The 13,297-nt window shown below is 56.5% G+C and carries 17 protein-coding genes and 1 tRNA gene; 4 read left to right on the forward strand and 14 right to left on the reverse strand.

Features of this window, described 5'->3' with window-relative positions; all coding sequences use genetic code 11:
* Positions 1 to 107: 107 nt before the first annotated feature.
* Positions 108 to 344: a hypothetical protein gene (locus MWC30_RS01535; protein ID WP_244082387.1), complete on the forward strand. Its 237-nt coding sequence runs from the start codon at positions 108 to 110 to the stop codon at positions 342 to 344.
* A 130-nt stretch (positions 345 to 474) separates the two neighbouring features.
* On the opposite strand, the gene MWC30_RS01540 is transcribed toward MWC30_RS01535, so the two are convergent.
* From MWC30_RS01540 to MWC30_RS01555, 4 genes are all read right to left on the reverse strand, one after another.
* A complete protein-coding gene (locus MWC30_RS01540) occupies positions 475 to 1,140 on the reverse strand; it encodes a hypothetical protein (RefSeq protein WP_244082388.1) in 666 nt (221 codons plus the stop codon).
* 334 nt (positions 1,141 to 1,474) lie between these two features.
* Complete coding sequence (locus MWC30_RS01545) at positions 1,475 to 2,029, reverse strand: patatin-like phospholipase family protein (RefSeq protein ID WP_244082389.1); 555 nt, start codon at positions 2,027 to 2,029, stop codon at positions 1,475 to 1,477.
* Positions 2,030 to 3,156: 1,127 nt separating this feature from the next.
* Positions 3,157 to 3,233 (reverse strand) — tRNA-Arg (locus tag MWC30_RS01550).
* A 153-nt stretch (positions 3,234 to 3,386) separates the two neighbouring features.
* Positions 3,387 to 4,049, reverse strand: a complete 663-nt coding sequence (locus MWC30_RS01555) for a TIGR04211 family SH3 domain-containing protein (RefSeq protein ID WP_244082390.1) — start codon at positions 4,047 to 4,049, stop codon at positions 3,387 to 3,389.
* 383 nt (positions 4,050 to 4,432) lie between these two features.
* On the opposite strand from MWC30_RS01555, the gene MWC30_RS01560 reads away from it, so the two are divergent.
* From MWC30_RS01560 to MWC30_RS01570, 3 genes are read left to right on the forward strand one after another with little or no spacing between them, the layout of a single operon-like run.
* Positions 4,433 to 5,233, forward strand: a complete 801-nt coding sequence (locus MWC30_RS01560; RefSeq protein WP_244082391.1) for a TatD family hydrolase — start codon at positions 4,433 to 4,435, stop codon at positions 5,231 to 5,233.
* Positions 5,230 to 5,862 (forward strand): nucleoside triphosphate pyrophosphatase, encoded by a 633-nt coding sequence (locus tag MWC30_RS01565; protein WP_244082392.1) that lies wholly within the window; start codon positions 5,230 to 5,232, stop codon positions 5,860 to 5,862. Before MWC30_RS01560 ends, MWC30_RS01565 begins: the two co-directional genes overlap by 4 nt.
* 17 nt (positions 5,863 to 5,879) lie before the next feature.
* Positions 5,880 to 6,584: a YggS family pyridoxal phosphate-dependent enzyme gene (locus MWC30_RS01570; protein ID WP_244082393.1), complete on the forward strand. Its 705-nt coding sequence runs from the start codon at positions 5,880 to 5,882 to the stop codon at positions 6,582 to 6,584.
* 45 nt (positions 6,585 to 6,629) lie between these two features.
* Here the strand turns inward: MWC30_RS01570 and rlmB are convergent, their stop codons facing one another.
* The 10 genes from rlmB to MWC30_RS01620 all read right to left on the reverse strand — a co-directional run bounded on the left by rlmB (position 6,630) and on the right by MWC30_RS01620 (position 13,077).
* Positions 6,630 to 7,442 carry a 23S rRNA (guanosine(2251)-2'-O)-methyltransferase RlmB gene (gene rlmB, locus MWC30_RS01575; protein ID WP_244082394.1) on the reverse strand — a complete coding sequence of 271 codons (813 nt, stop codon included), beginning with the start codon at positions 7,440 to 7,442 and terminating at the stop codon, positions 6,630 to 6,632.
* Positions 7,443 to 7,492: 50 nt separating this feature from the next.
* Positions 7,493 to 8,113: a guanylate kinase gene (gene gmk / locus MWC30_RS01580; RefSeq protein ID WP_244082395.1), complete on the reverse strand. Its 621-nt coding sequence runs from the start codon at positions 8,111 to 8,113 to the stop codon at positions 7,493 to 7,495.
* 4 nt (positions 8,114 to 8,117) lie between these two features.
* Complete coding sequence (locus tag MWC30_RS01585) at positions 8,118 to 8,402, reverse strand: DUF370 domain-containing protein (protein ID WP_244082396.1); 285 nt, start codon at positions 8,400 to 8,402, stop codon at positions 8,118 to 8,120.
* Between the two features lie 137 nt (positions 8,403 to 8,539).
* Positions 8,540 to 9,421, reverse strand: a complete 882-nt coding sequence (locus MWC30_RS01590) for a YicC/YloC family endoribonuclease (RefSeq protein WP_244082397.1) — start codon at positions 9,419 to 9,421, stop codon at positions 8,540 to 8,542.
* The gene (locus MWC30_RS01595) at positions 9,418 to 9,981 is read right to left on the reverse strand and encodes a DUF4416 family protein (protein ID WP_244082398.1); all 564 of its coding nucleotides are present in this window, start codon (positions 9,979 to 9,981) and stop codon (positions 9,418 to 9,420) included. Before MWC30_RS01595 ends, MWC30_RS01590 begins: the two co-directional genes overlap by 4 nt.
* The gene (gene rfaE1, locus MWC30_RS01600) at positions 9,978 to 10,988 is read right to left on the reverse strand and encodes a D-glycero-beta-D-manno-heptose-7-phosphate kinase (protein ID WP_244082399.1); all 1,011 of its coding nucleotides are present in this window, start codon (positions 10,986 to 10,988) and stop codon (positions 9,978 to 9,980) included. The genes MWC30_RS01595 and rfaE1 overlap by 4 nt, the downstream gene beginning before the upstream one ends.
* A gap of 11 nt (positions 10,989 to 10,999) precedes the next feature.
* The gene (locus tag MWC30_RS01605) at positions 11,000 to 11,173 is read right to left on the reverse strand and encodes a Trm112 family protein (protein WP_244082400.1); all 174 of its coding nucleotides are present in this window, start codon (positions 11,171 to 11,173) and stop codon (positions 11,000 to 11,002) included.
* 26 nt (positions 11,174 to 11,199) lie between these two features.
* Positions 11,200 to 11,694, reverse strand: a complete 495-nt coding sequence (locus MWC30_RS01610) for a DivIVA domain-containing protein (RefSeq protein WP_244082401.1) — start codon at positions 11,692 to 11,694, stop codon at positions 11,200 to 11,202.
* 22 nt (positions 11,695 to 11,716) lie between these two features.
* The gene (locus MWC30_RS01615; protein WP_244082402.1) at positions 11,717 to 12,019 is read right to left on the reverse strand and encodes a YggT family protein; all 303 of its coding nucleotides are present in this window, start codon (positions 12,017 to 12,019) and stop codon (positions 11,717 to 11,719) included.
* A 68-nt stretch (positions 12,020 to 12,087) separates the two neighbouring features.
* Positions 12,088 to 13,077, reverse strand: coding sequence for a DMT family transporter (locus MWC30_RS01620; RefSeq protein ID WP_244082403.1), 990 nt, complete (start codon positions 13,075 to 13,077; stop codon positions 12,088 to 12,090).
* Between the last annotated feature and the right edge of the window lie 220 nt (positions 13,078 to 13,297).

A 13,297-nucleotide genomic window follows, 5' to 3' on the forward strand; every position in this document is an offset into this window, starting at 1 on the left:
AGGTGGATTGAGAGCAAATGCCATTTTGCGATTTTGCCGATAGGGGTTGAAAGCAGTCGCTCATGGCTGCGTGCGGCACATGAGCCGTCAAAGGAAGGAGAAACTGCATGAAGAAGGAGCCAGGCAGTATCCGCTTCGTCGTTGTGTTGTCGAGCACCCATTGGCTTACCCTTGCCAGGTGTGAAGGCCTCATCCTCACGTACTTGGGAAAAACACTTGGGATGCCGCCAATTGGCCTGCGGTCTCCCATGGATGAAAAGGCTTTGCTCGCTGTGGTAGTTATAAGATCGTGCCTTGGCTGCCTTGTTCCACTTCAGGAGATTGAGCCTGTAAGCCCGGATTGAAGACTCACGCCCGTGTCCGAGGCACAGAGTCAAAAGAGGGCTCGTTCCCAACGCTGAAGAAAGGGGTGGACCGAAAAGGATCGGAAATTGGCCCAAAGATGTGGTTGCGTCGCCCTCTACTATAAGATTTTTAAATAACTACGTTATTTGGCAAAGTTCGCGTGATGGCGTAACCAAGTGCTCGGTATGCCTTAAACTGATCCTCATCAAAATACTGGTCGACAGTGGACTCGTGGGGGAACTCTCTTTTTGTCTTGTCGTCTTTCTTAGCGTATGCATTGATGGTCTCCGCCTGATCCCTCAGCAAGCTGTCATGCTTCGAGAGCTTGATGTATAAAATCTTACCATAGGGCTTGCCGTTTTCCGTTGTTACCCCCTCCATGATTGGCTTGTCGGAAGTGAATGCGTCAATGGGTACATTGATTTCGATGCCGAGGTCGCGATCCTTCTCCATTTCTTGCTTTAGATTGTTATACGAATCAAATTTATACAAACCAGATGATTTGTCGGGGGGATCATACCCCGCATCGACTATCAGGATCGTCCGGCATTTGCGGCGAAGGAGGGCGTAAGCGCCAAGATTGTCGGAATACCCTCCATCACTCAGCCAGACTACGTCCTGCCGCTTCGCCGGACATGGCACCGCGTAATCGTTCTCCAGATTCAAGAGTTGCAGCAACCGGCTTTTCCATCCTTCTTCAATGTTACCAGCGCTGAGGATTGCGCCCGACATGGCCGAAGCGACGTTAAAGTTTCGGATTGTGGCATAAGGCGACCCTAATAAATCATCAAGCATTTCTTCCTCTCCAGGCTTGTGCTTCAATTTGAACCACTTCCAAAACCCGCCAATTTTCCATGGATCTCCATGATCCCTGCCGAATCTCTCGGTTTTGTTCCATGTGAGATAGCCGCACGAATCCGACCCGAAGCCTATTGAGCCAAGTTCGAAAATTCGCTGCCGCATGGGGACACGAGCGTCGCGGGAGGGCGGGACGACCGTGGTATTGATGACGAAGCTTGGGAGTCCAATCCCGCGTGCAAAATCGCTTAATCTTGGAAACGTCACGGGTGTCAGGTCGTGGCATGTCAGGTCGAGGATTATTCTGGCCTGTATTTCATCAGAAGATGGCTTACTGGCGGAAGCCTGATTGTCTGCACTGGGGGGGGGGTAGCTGATAGGCTTTTTGTATACCTTTGCAATATAGGTTGCGAGATATATTCCCTTTGTTGAGCAGAGCCGCATTATTAGTGGGTATTATACGTAGCACATTGTTCCATACTGCATCGATAGGCAAAAGTAAGAGCACTTTTGCGAAAAGTTCCGACCAATGCTGGACTCCAAGAAGTTTTGCATTCTCTTCAAGATATCGCTGAAAAGGCCCTCCAAAATCGAGCATCTCCCCCTGAAACGTCTCGAGGCCATCCTTGGAGACTTTGTGATAGTAAGGCTGCAACAGGAGCCATGACAAGGCATATGAGCCCCCCGATACGGCAGAGATCACATCGACATTGCGCAGAAGCTCACGTTCGTGCAAAGCACGGAGCACGCCCATCGCGAACGCCGCGGATCGATGTCCACCGCCGGAAAGGCAAACACCAAACTGCGGTGGGGAGGAAGTGTCTTGCTTGTTAAACTTCCGTTCGAGCTCATAGAGGGGCTCAGGTGATTTCATCATGTCGCTCATATGTCGTTACCTCCTATGCCACCTGTCGGCCATTCCTGGAAATGTGCGGGTCATGCAAGCTCGTGCTCAGTCCCTCACTAGGGAGAGTTACACAAGCGCCTTCCCCTCACGTAAAATGACGGTAACGTGAAACTCGATTTTTTCTGAACCACATAGCGCACGAACAGAAAAATTGATTCCTCCGGCCCTCATTGGCCGGGGAGTCCAGTCAATGAACCACATAAAACAACTATTTAGTCCATCTTCGCTGTTGGATAAATTTTGGGGCGAATTTTAATCTGCTCCTGTAAATGGAACAAAATGCCCTTGCGTTTGTGTGCTCTGTTGATTCGATGCATTGAGCCTAAAGATAGCTTGCAACATATCTAAAGTATAAAAGCAACTTGACCATTTTTCAACGTTTAATTCTCTGAGTATAAGTTTTTTGTTCTTCAGCAGTTCCGTCTTTGGATGATATGCTATGAATAGTCACATCAACACATCCTGCGGAGTATTGGGAGTAATATTGGGGCGTCCAAAAAGGGGCAAAATCGCCCGAATTTCTTGCCCGGTTCTTGGCCCTCCTGATCCCGGAGGGATCACAGCCATTAGCCGGTGGTTGAGCCAGCAAAGGCGATACCACCGGTAGGCTGGTAGCATGATCATGCACCCTGAAGGGGTGCCAGCAAGGGCATTCTGCGACCCCTCCAGGGTCGTTTCCTTCTTTTTCATTCTTATTCATTCTTAACCGGGGGTATCGGCCTTAAGGCCTCACCCCCCGCTAATAGCTGTGAGCCCTCCGGGCTCTGGAGGGTGAAAAAACCGGCAACAATCGAGATTCAATTTGGACGCCCTAGAGTAATATCGACAGGGTCAAGGAATGGGACGATGAGCGAAGATTTTCTGCAAATCGGCGGGGAGTCTTTTTTGGTACAAAAAGCTAAACTTAAGTAGTTCAATATATTTTATAATATTCTTAGATCTTTATACCAGCGAAAACCGGAACCATACGGGACGCCCTTAATTTATTAACTTATGTCAGGACCAGCCCGTCTTTCCGATATGTCAAATTAACGAATTAAGGGCGTCCCCTGATATTTCAAACAAAAACGAAGGGGCTACGATTTCTCGTAACCCCTTGTAATTTGTGGTGCCCCCGACAGGACTCGAACCTGTGGCACCAAGATTAGGAATCTTGTGCTCTATCCGCCTGAGCTACGGGGGCTTTTCAGCAGGACCAGCCTGTCAATAGCATAGGGCGCGTCAGGCTGTCAATAAAACTCCATCGGGTGACCTTTGGGGATGCCGATAGAATATTTCTATTAAAAGCAATAGATTATAATTTTTTGTCGTCTCGCCTCCCCAGCCTTCACACACCCTAAAAGAAGTAATTGGAGCGGCGTTTTTTTCCCTGGCGGCCAGTGATCCATCCGATGAACCATCCGGCGAGGAGGACCATTCCTCCTGCTGCAAACCATTTGATGCGCTGGGAAAGCTTTAGGCTGTCGTTCTCCTGCTTGAGGGTCTGAAATTCCTCCTGGGCACTTTCCAGGTTCGATTTGGCGGAATCGTACTGCTCCTTCAGCTTCAAATAGTCTGTCGAGCCGGTCTTGAGCGAATCGTAGGCATGCTCCACCTTGCTCAGTTTCGTTGCCACGTCATTCTGCTTTTGTGCCAGCTCGGTTTTTTCCCGTTCCAGGGAGGCAACTCTCTCCTTCAAGAGAGTATTTTCCTCTTCAAGCTCCTTCGTCAGTTGTGCCTCAGGGGGGCGGGCTCCCAGTGCGGCTGTGGGGACCCAGCCGTTCAGGGGAGTGCCCGATGCCTGCGTGTAACGCACAAGCGTCCATTCTTCGCCCTTCAGGATTTCCACGCCGGCACCCGACGGAATGTTCACGAGGATCTTCTTCTGCTTCCCGGGGGCTGCCCGCAAGGGCACATCCTGGGGATCGGTGATGTAAGCTTTTGCGGCCCAGCTTGCCTGACATGTCAGAACCATGGTAAATAGGGCGGCGAGTATAAAAGAAATGAGGGTCTTTTGCATAAAGAACAGTCCCGTCGGTTCATGGGTTATCGTTAGAAATCTCGAAGGGTCGCTCCTTTTGAAACGACCCGCATTATAGATGGAGATGGAAAGGCGGGCAAGGCAAAAAGCGGACGCACGCCTGCTCGCCATTTGTTGAACATTGGCCCCGATGTGCTTGCCGGGGAAAGGGTCATGGGGGGTACCGCCAATGTTGTTGACTCAACGTCACCCCGGTGAAAGCCGGGGTCCAGACTGTCTTCATCTTCCTGGATCCCGGCTTTCTCCGGAATAACGGAAGTGGGTTAAGTCAACGCTATTGGGTGGCACCACTCACCCGTCATGACACCTTTATCTTTCAGGTAAGTTGAAGCAGGAAGGGGCTCCCAGAAGAAAGAGACGTCTTGGAAGCACTCATCGATACACATGCACACCTGGATTTTCCGGAGTTTTCAGACCTGGAGGCGGTCCTTTCCCGTGCCGCCCAAAAAGGGGTCGCTGAAATCATCACCATAGGAATAGACCTTCCTTCCAGCGCCAAAGCCGTGGAGCTGGCTCAAAGCCGTCCCGAGCTCTACGCCACGGTGGGTATCCATCCCCACGATGCCTTCGATCTCGATCCGCGTTCCCTGGATCGCCTGCGGGATCTGGCTCGTCGAGACCGGGTCCTGGCTGTGGGAGAAATCGGGCTCGACTACTATCGCGATCGTCAACCGCGACCGCTCCAGAGGGAATGCCTCCACCGCCAATTGGAACTGGCCTGTGAAGTCGGTCTCCCTGTCGTTTTTCATATCCGCGACGCCTATGACGATTTCATGTCCATCATCAAGACTTACGTGGGATCGCTCCAGGGTGTGGTTCTCCACTGCTTTTCCGGCGACTGGGCGATTGCACGGCGATGCCTGGATCTGGGGTTCTATCTGTCGGTTCCCGGCACCGTCACCTTTCCCAAAGCGACCAAGCTGCAGGAAGTCGTGCGCCGGGCTCCCCTCGATCGCCTGCTCCTGGAAACGGACGCTCCTTATTTGACTCCCGTGCCCTTCCGCGGAAAGCCCAATGAGCCGTCCTACGTGTTTCACACCGCTGAAAAGGTGGCCGAACTGCGGGGCGCTTCCCTGACAGAGGTCGCCCGGCAGACCACCCGCAATGCGCATGGAGTGTTTCGGATGGAAGAGACCCAATCCTCGCGATGGGTGTCCGCATGAGCCCCTCAGAAACCGGGGGAAAAGCCCTCTTTCGCAACCTGCACCCCCTGGTTTTGGCTTCGTCCTCGCCCCGCCGAAGGGAAATGCTCACCGCCATGGGGCTTTCCTTCGAGGTCGTTCCCAGCGAAATCGACGAAACGGGCGGGGAAGGGGAAGCTCCCCGAACCCTGGTGGAGGGGTGGGCGAAAGAAAAGGCGCAGGTTGTCTCCCGACAGTTTCCGGACCGCTGGGTCCTGGCTGCCGATACGATCGTCGTGCTGGGAGGGACGATTTTCGGAAAGCCGCAAAACGTTGATGACGCAGTCGGCATGCTGCGGCAACTGTCGGGCCGGAGGCATGAAGTCATCAGCGGCGTTTGTCTCGTGCATGGGCTGAGGCATTTCGTCCACGTCCGCTCCATCCGGACGCTCGTGCATTTCAAGCCCCTGGATGCCGCCGAAATCGCTGCCTACGTCGCCACCGGGGAGCCCATGGACAAAGCCGGGGCCTACGGCATCCAGGGAATGGGGGCCTTTCTCGTGCGGTCCATCGAGGGGTCCTACACCAACGTGGTGGGGCTTCCCCTGTGCGAAACCCTGGAGGATCTCACGGCAAACGGAGTCATCGCGCCGGCTGCTTCTGCCACGTGAAAAAGGAATGAAGGACTATGAGCACCATTGCTGAAAATCTTGCCGACATACGGTCCCGCATGGAGGCCGCCTGCCTGCGGTCCGGCCGCGATCCCGGGGGAGTGCGCCTGGTGGGGGTGACCAAGACCGTTCCCGTGGACCGTGTCCGGGAAGGGGTTGAGGCCGGGATCACGATTCTCGGCGAAAATTATATCCAGGAAGCCGCCGGGAAGATCGAAGCCTTTTCAGGCATGCAGATCAGCTGGCATTTCATCGGTCATCTGCAGTCCAACAAGGCCAGAGTGGCTGCGGATTGCTGCGACTGGGTGGAGACGGTGGATCGGGATAGCCTGGCCAAGGAGCTGAACCGGCAGGTGCTCAAACGGGGGAGAACGATACCGGTTCTCATCCAGGTGAATGTCGGGGATGAGGTCAGCAAAAGCGGGGTTTCTCCTGAAGGACTGCTGCAGCTCTTCCGGGCGGTTGCCCAGTACGAAGGGCTTGAGGTGCGGGGCCTCATGACCCTGCCTCCCTATTTGGAAAATCCTGAAGACGTTCGCCCCTATTTTCAGATGCTGCGGAGGCTCCTGGGAGAATTGCGGCAGGAGGCTCCGCACCCCGAATTGTTGACGGAGCTTTCCATGGGCATGAGCCATGACTTTGAAGTCGCCATCGAGGAGGGAGCGACGCTGATTCGCGTCGGCACGGCCCTGTTTGGGAGCAGGGCTGCTTTCCCCGCATGAGGCGCTGCCGCGACTGGGTCAGGTTGTGCAAAACCCCGGCAGCAGCTACTTTCCCTTCATGAGGCGCTGCCGCTGGACTTCCGCCAGTGCCACGGCGCCGGCGGTGGCGGCATTGAGGGACTGAATGGCCCCCAGGGCTGGAATTTGCACCAGAAAGTCACAGTGCTTGCGCACGAGGGAACGCAGCCCTTTCTGCTCGTTTCCCACCACCAGGCCGAGAGGCAGAGTCAGGTCCGCTTCATAAATGGATTGGGTCCCTCCCACATCCAGCCCGACGATCCAGAGTCCGGATGCTTTCATGGCGTCCAATGCCCGCGCCAGGTTGGTGGCTTGTACAATGGGCAGGTAGGATGTGGCCCCAGCAGCGACCTTGACAACCGCCGCCGTGACCCTGGCTGAGCGATCGGCGGGCAGCACGATGCCCTTTGCACCGAGGAAACAGGCGCTTCTGAGGAGAGCCCCCAGGTTTTGGGGATCCTGAATGCAATCGAGGACGATGAGGGGCTCCCGTTCCCGGGGCGGCGCTTCGAGCATCGATTCCAGGGAGGCGTAAGGGTATTCGCCCGCCAGGACGGCTATCCCCTGGTGGTGCTCGTGCCCGACCTGCCCCGAAAGGAATTCCCGGCTGACCTGCCTCCAGGGAATGTTCTTACCGGCGGCCCATTCCATGAGCTCCCGGCCCCTCTGATCCGACCGGGCCAGGACCATCTCCCGGATCATCATGCGATCCGCCCGGAGGGCTTCCCGCACCGGATTGATTCCCGAGATCCACAATTCTTGAGGTGCGCGCGACCGACTTTCCTGCCGGTGTCCTCCACCGCCTGATGTCTTGTGCTTTTCCTTCCCTGGAGAGGGCATGGTGCTGGAATCCCTTTTGTGATGGAGCGTGAGGCGGGCAATTGTTTGAGTCAATGGGCGATGAGGTAGGGTCTCACTCTCTCCAGCTGAAGCCTCCTCAGGCAGCGGCAGGAACGGAAGATAGCCTGCAGGTCCGCGGCGGCCTCCTGGACGACGTCGTTCACGACAATGTAATCGTACCAGTGAGCCTCCTGGATTTCCCTCCTGGCGGCGGCCAGCCGTGTGGCCATTTGCTCCCGCGATTCGGTGCCCCGGCCTCGGAGCCTCTCTTCCAATGCTTCCAGGGAGGGAGGCAGGATGAAGATGGTGTGGGCCTGAGGATGGGCACAGCGCACCTGGCGGGCCCCCTGAACATCGATGTCCAGGAGCACGTCCTCTCCGTCGATGAGCCATTCCTCGATCTGCTCCCCGTCCGTCCCGTAGTACTTCCCGTGCACGTGGGCCCATTCCAGGAAGCGACCGGCCTGTATCCCGCTTTCGAACTCTTCCCGGCTCAGGAAGTGATAGTCCCTGCCGGGGATTTCACCCTGCCGAGGCAGGCGGGTCGTGCAGGAGACGGAAAAACGCAGGGAAGCCCCCTCCGACAGGATGGAGCGGATGATGGTGGTCTTGCCGACCCCCGATGGAGCGGAAATGACGAAGAGCTGACCCCTTTGATCTTGTGGAGGCATGGTCCTATTCTTTTTCCGCTTTGAGAGTGTTGGCGTCTTTCGGGCTGGTATCCGTGAGGAGCCGTTGAGCGATGGTTTCGGCCTGAACGCCCGAGAGAATGACGTGGTCGCTGTCCGTGATGATGATGGATCGCGTCCGGCGCCCCATGGTGGCATCCACCAGCTTATTGGCCAGCTTGGCGTCTTCTTTGAGCCGCTTCATGGGGGCCGATGCCGGCGACACGATGGCGACGACACGATTGGCGAGCACGGTGTTTCCGAAACCGATGTTCAGCAATTTTACTTCCATAAAACCCTCACTTTGGCTTGTGTTGCATCGTCTGAACCTTTCCTGCGGGTGCCGGTTGTTGTTTCCTTCCGGCAGGTGCTGACCGTCCGTTGGAAAGGTCGTGGCGTCACCGTCGAGACGGGCCGCCCGGGTTGGCGCTATTCCACGTTCTGAACCTGCTCCTTCAGTTTGCCGATCTCGCTCTTCATGCGGACGACCGCCTGCAGGGCCTCCAGATCACCGGTTTTGGAGCCGATGGTATTGACTTCCCGGTGCAATTCCTGGGTGAGGAAGTCGAGCTTTCTTCCGTCCGCTTCCCCGGGAGCGGTCAGCATTGCCTCCATCTGCTGGAAGTGGCTCTTCAAACGAACGATTTCCTCGTTGATGTCCGCCCGTTCCGCCGAGCACGCCGCCTCCTGCAGAATGCGGTTCTCGTCCACCTGCACTTCTCCGAGCAGTTCCTGGATCCGATCCCGGAGCCTCTGTTGGTATTCTTCCAGGATGAGGTCCTTGCGGCTGTCGATGACGGACAGGTCCTGCCGCAGGATTTTCAGGCGGTCCAGGCAGTCCTGCAGGAGGGCTTCCCCTTCGCGGCACCGCATGTCGTGCACCTGCTTCAGAGTTTCCGCAACGGCTTCGGAAAGGATACTGCGCAGAGATTCCCGGTCTCCCTCGACTTTGCGCGATTCGAAAATGTAGGGAATGCTGAGAAGATGCTTCAATTTGGGAGGATCGATCCCCGGGAGCTCCCGCTGCAGCTCCTGCAGCTGTCCCCAGTAGTAGCGGGCCAGGGGGATGTCGAGACGGGGAGCTTTTTGCTCGATTTCCGTGGATTCTATCTGGACAAAAACTTCGATGCGGCCGCGCCGCGCCGCCTGGGAAATCTGCTTCCGAAGGGGCTCCTCGAGCTCCAGGTAGTTCTTGGGCAGCCGCAGGACGATGTCCAGGTAACGGCCGTTGAGGGTGCGGATTTCCACGGTGATGGAATAGCCGCCTGCTTCTTTTTGAGTTCGCCCAAAGGCGGTCATGCTGCAGATCAAGAAGTTTCTCCTTTTGGGAAGTACTTGCGGGGCAACCGCCCGCTCCGCTGATAGGCGAGCTTCATCCTCAGGATACCCAGGAAATGGCGCAGCGCCGGATTTTGATAGTCGGGATAGGTCCAGGGAAGCGGCTGATAGGCCCCTCCCTGGTAGATGAGGGTCAAATCGGCGTAAACGCCGTTCTGGAGGTGGACGCGGTGCGTGTAGTTCTTTCCCGTTGCGAGGATGAGGCGCTCTTCACTGAGGAGCCCGGGATCGACATTGATCCCGCGCTTTCCTTCCGGCGCACTCTCTTTTTCCAGGGCGTTGGTGAAGCGTTTGATGGCCGGCAGGGCTTCCACGGGAACCAGATGGAGAAAGCTGCCCGTCTGGCGATGGATTCCGGGGCCCATTTCCCGTTCGTAATACTGAGTATATGTAAAAAGCTCAGGTTCCGTCAGAAAATCCATGGGGCCGTATTCCAGGGTCAAACGTTCCAGCACCTGGCACTGCAGTTGAAAATCACGGAAGAGAAACCCCATGATGAGCTTCGCCGGCAGAGGTGGCCTGGGCTCACTCATGGTCTATCTTCCAGTATGGCCTGGAGCTGGCGGGCTGAAACAGCGGTCGTTCCCACTTCGCCCACCACGATCCCGGCGGCGAGATTGGCCAGCAGGGCCGAATCCACCATGGATAAGCCCGCCACATAGCCCAGAGTCAAAGCCGCGATGACCGTGTCTCCCGCTCCCGTCACATCGAAGACGCGTCGGGCCACCGTGGGAATGTGGATCACCCGCCCGTCCCGGTGGAAGAGACTCATGCCCTCCTTCCCGCGCGTGATGAGGACTGTTCGGCATTGAAGCCGGTCCAGGAGGCTCCGTCCCGCCTCGATGAGTGTCTGCTCATCGCGAATGTCCACTCCGCTCATGCGTGACGCTTCGTGGTGGTTGGGAGTGATCATGGTGACTTCCCGGTAGAGGTCGGCATGCTGCACCTTGGGGTCCACGATGACGGGCAGGTCGCTTCCGGCCGTAATGGATCGCAGCGCGTCCATGAATTCCGGGGAGACGACGCCTTTGGCGTAATCCGAAATGATGATGCCGTCCGTCTGGGCCAGGCTGTCTTCGATGTAGGCCAGGATGCGCCGAACGGATTCCTTCTGCAGCGGGCTTTTGCATTCGCGGTCCAGCCGGACCACCTGCTGATTTTGAGCGATGATGCGTGTTTTAAGGGTGGTCTGGCGGTCCGGTTCGACAATGAGGCTCTCGGTGGGAACATGAATGCCCTGCAGCAGCCGGGTGAGGGCCTCTCCTGCCAAGTCGTCGCCGATGACTCCCGCCACGGCCGCCTTGCCGCCGAGCGCTGCCACGTTATGGACCACATTGGCCGTTCCCCCCAGAAGCTGGGTTTCTTCGCGGACTTCCACGACCGGTACCGGCGCTTCCGGCGAAATCCGGTGCACCTCTCCCCAGATGAAGCGGTCCAGCATGAGATCGCCCGCCACCAGGATGCGGCAGCGGGGAAAGCGTTCAATGGCTTCCAGGAGATGCTTCTTTTGTTCCCGCGAAAGTTGCAAAGGGTTGTGCATTCAGAAGGACCTTAGTCTTGCAGCGGCTTGGCCTCATCGATGAGCATGATGGGGATCCCGTCCCGAATTTCATAGAGCAGCCTGCACTGGTTGCAGATCAATCCATCCCCGGCTTCCGTCAGGATAATGGATCCCTTGCACTTGGGACAGGCCAAAATATCCAATAACTCTTTGCTGATCGTCATCTTTTCCCCATGTGTCGGTGCCGGGTTCATCGGCTCAAGAGTGTCACTTTGTTCGGTTGCTCCAACTCGTCTTCATCCCCTTTTTCCATATCAAGAAGCTGCTGATACGATTCCAGGACGGATCGCAGCTTTGCCTCCAGCTGCATGCGGTGGCGCTTCAATTCGTTGATCTCTGCATGGAGCCGCGTCAGGCGCTCGTTGGCTTCCCTCAGGATATTCTCGCCGTTGAGCTCCGCCTGGGCCACGATGAGCTTCGCCTCCTTCTCCGCGCTTTCCTTGATCTGCTCGGCGCTCTTGTGGACCGTCATGAGGACATTGCGGATCGCTTTCTCGCGCCCTTTGTATTCCTTGAGCTCTTCATCGCGTTCTTGAAGATCTTTGCGCAATGCGGCGTTTTCCAGCTTGATGCGCTGTGTTTCTTCGGCCATCTGCTGAACGAGGGTTTCCACTTCCCGGGGGTCCAGGCCCATCCAGCGGGTGCGAAAACGCCTGTGCTGTATTTCAACCGTATCCCATGCCATAACGCTGCTGCTCCCCGACGGGCTAGATCCCAAGTCTCACGGCCAACTGAGCCAGGGTTCCCACCACAAAATTATCCAGGAAAACGATGGCAAGCAGTACGATCATGGGTGAGAAATCGATTCCGCCGAAGTTGACGGGCAGCCGCCTCCGTATCGTCAAAAGTACGGGCTCCGTTATGCTGTAGAGAAAACGGACAATGGGATTATAGGGGTCCGGATTTACCCATGACAGGATGGCCCGCGCAACGATGATCCACATGTAGCCATTGAGAACAATGTGGAGGATTGTGGCCAATGCGCTGAAGAGATTGCTGATTACGAACATGTTTCACCTGTTTTCAGTGTAAAAAGCAAATTACCGACCGTTTAGCCTCTCGCATTCGAAGGTTGAAACTACTTTTTTTCTGCGAGACTGTCAACTTCAACTCCGGAGGAATTGCACGGGGATATTCCTCCGGCGGCGTCGGCCGGCACGTCTTCACAGATGGTCGGAGCAGCCGGTGGTTGTGTGCTCAAAACAATGCCGGTGCACAATACGGCGAGCCCTATTCCCTTCAGGGGGGACACGGTTTCTCCCAGGAAAACGGCGGCGAGTAGGGTGGCCCCAATGGGCTCCCCCAGGATCAGGGCGGCTACGGAGGTGGGGGAGAGGTATTTCAATGTCCAGTTGAAGCTGGTATGGCCGATCAACTGGGGAACCAGGGCCAGCAGGATCAGCACCGTGTATGTCTTCGTGGAAAAACCGTCCAGGGGGCTGCCTGTCAGGAGACAAAATGAGAGAAGTATTGTCCCCGCAGAGCCGTAGCTCCCGAAGGTGTAGGCGGTCAGCCCGAGAGATCGCCTGGCGATTCTCCCCGCCAGGAGGTAGCCGGTGGCCATCCAGGCTCCCGCCAGCGCCAGGAAATCCCCCCACAGGGCCGTCCTCGAAAGAGAGAAATCGTTGCCGGCGACGAAGGCGCTGCCCAGGAGCGTGCAGAATATGCCGGGGACGAGGCGGCGTCCCGCGGGCTCTTTGAGGATGGCATATGAAAAGACAGCGGAAAAGAGCGGCGTGGTGCTCACCAGGGTTGCGGAACTGGCCACGGAGGTCATCTGGAGAGAGTGGATCCAGAAGACGAAATGGAGAGCCAGGAAGACCCCGGAAAGGAGGGTGAGCCTGACCGTCCTGGGCTCCCGGGGCCGGCGGGTTTTGGGCGCGCCCAACAGAAACGCGGGGCTCAGCGCCAGAGCGGCCAGGGTGACGCGGTAGGCGGCGATCGTCACGGCGGGGGCATCCGCCAGGCGGATCAGCAGGGAGGCGATGGAGATGGAAGCGATCCCCAGGACGACGACAGGCCACAAAATATAAGGGGCAGGCCGGGACAGAGGGTTGTCTTCTTTCACGATTCATGCTCTATAAAAAGGCCTTGACAGCCGGTGGAGCTCTCAACTATATAAAAGCGCTTGAATATTTTTTAGGAGGTAACAGGATGCTCAAAAGCCCGTGCATAACTTGTGATCGTGCCAACGAAGACAAGAACAAGTGCCTGGAAGAATGCGAGAAGTTGCGAGAATATCAGGAACAGATCCTAAAGCAAGGTATTTATGCAACGATGTGATGACA

It is taken from the genome of Desulforhabdus sp. TSK (genome assembly GCF_022836495.1).
Lineage (GTDB): Bacteria > Desulfobacterota > Syntrophobacteria > Syntrophobacterales > Syntrophobacteraceae > Desulforhabdus.

What these genes read in the sequence shown, in the direction of transcription:
- MWC30_RS01535 (WP_244082387.1), top strand. Translation starts at nt 108, where the DNA reads ATGAAGAAGGAGCCAGGCAGTATCCGCTTCGTCGTTGTGTTGTCGAGC.
- MWC30_RS01540 (WP_244082388.1), bottom strand. Translation starts at nt 1,140, where the DNA reads ATGCTTGATGATTTATTAGGGTCGCCTTATGCCACAATCCGAAACTTT.
- MWC30_RS01545 (WP_244082389.1), bottom strand. Translation starts at nt 2,029, where the DNA reads ATGAGCGACATGATGAAATCACCTGAGCCCCTCTATGAGCTCGAACGG.
- MWC30_RS01555 (WP_244082390.1), bottom strand. Translation starts at nt 4,049, where the DNA reads ATGCAAAAGACCCTCATTTCTTTTATACTCGCCGCCCTATTTACCATG.
- MWC30_RS01565 (WP_244082392.1), top strand. Translation starts at nt 5,230, where the DNA reads ATGAGCCCCTCAGAAACCGGGGGAAAAGCCCTCTTTCGCAACCTGCAC.
- MWC30_RS01570 (WP_244082393.1), top strand. Translation starts at nt 5,880, where the DNA reads ATGAGCACCATTGCTGAAAATCTTGCCGACATACGGTCCCGCATGGAG.
- rlmB (WP_244082394.1), bottom strand. Translation starts at nt 7,442, where the DNA reads ATGCCCTCTCCAGGGAAGGAAAAGCACAAGACATCAGGCGGTGGAGGA.
- gmk (WP_244082395.1), bottom strand. Translation starts at nt 8,113, where the DNA reads ATGCCTCCACAAGATCAAAGGGGTCAGCTCTTCGTCATTTCCGCTCCA.
- MWC30_RS01585 (WP_244082396.1), bottom strand. Translation starts at nt 8,402, where the DNA reads ATGGAAGTAAAATTGCTGAACATCGGTTTCGGAAACACCGTGCTCGCC.
- MWC30_RS01595 (WP_244082398.1), bottom strand. Translation starts at nt 9,981, where the DNA reads ATGAGTGAGCCCAGGCCACCTCTGCCGGCGAAGCTCATCATGGGGTTT.
- rfaE1 (WP_244082399.1), bottom strand. Translation starts at nt 10,988, where the DNA reads ATGCACAACCCTTTGCAACTTTCGCGGGAACAAAAGAAGCATCTCCTG.
- MWC30_RS01605 (WP_244082400.1), bottom strand. Translation starts at nt 11,173, where the DNA reads ATGACGATCAGCAAAGAGTTATTGGATATTTTGGCCTGTCCCAAGTGC.
- MWC30_RS01610 (WP_244082401.1), bottom strand. Translation starts at nt 11,694, where the DNA reads ATGGCATGGGATACGGTTGAAATACAGCACAGGCGTTTTCGCACCCGC.
- MWC30_RS01615 (WP_244082402.1), bottom strand. Translation starts at nt 12,019, where the DNA reads ATGTTCGTAATCAGCAATCTCTTCAGCGCATTGGCCACAATCCTCCAC.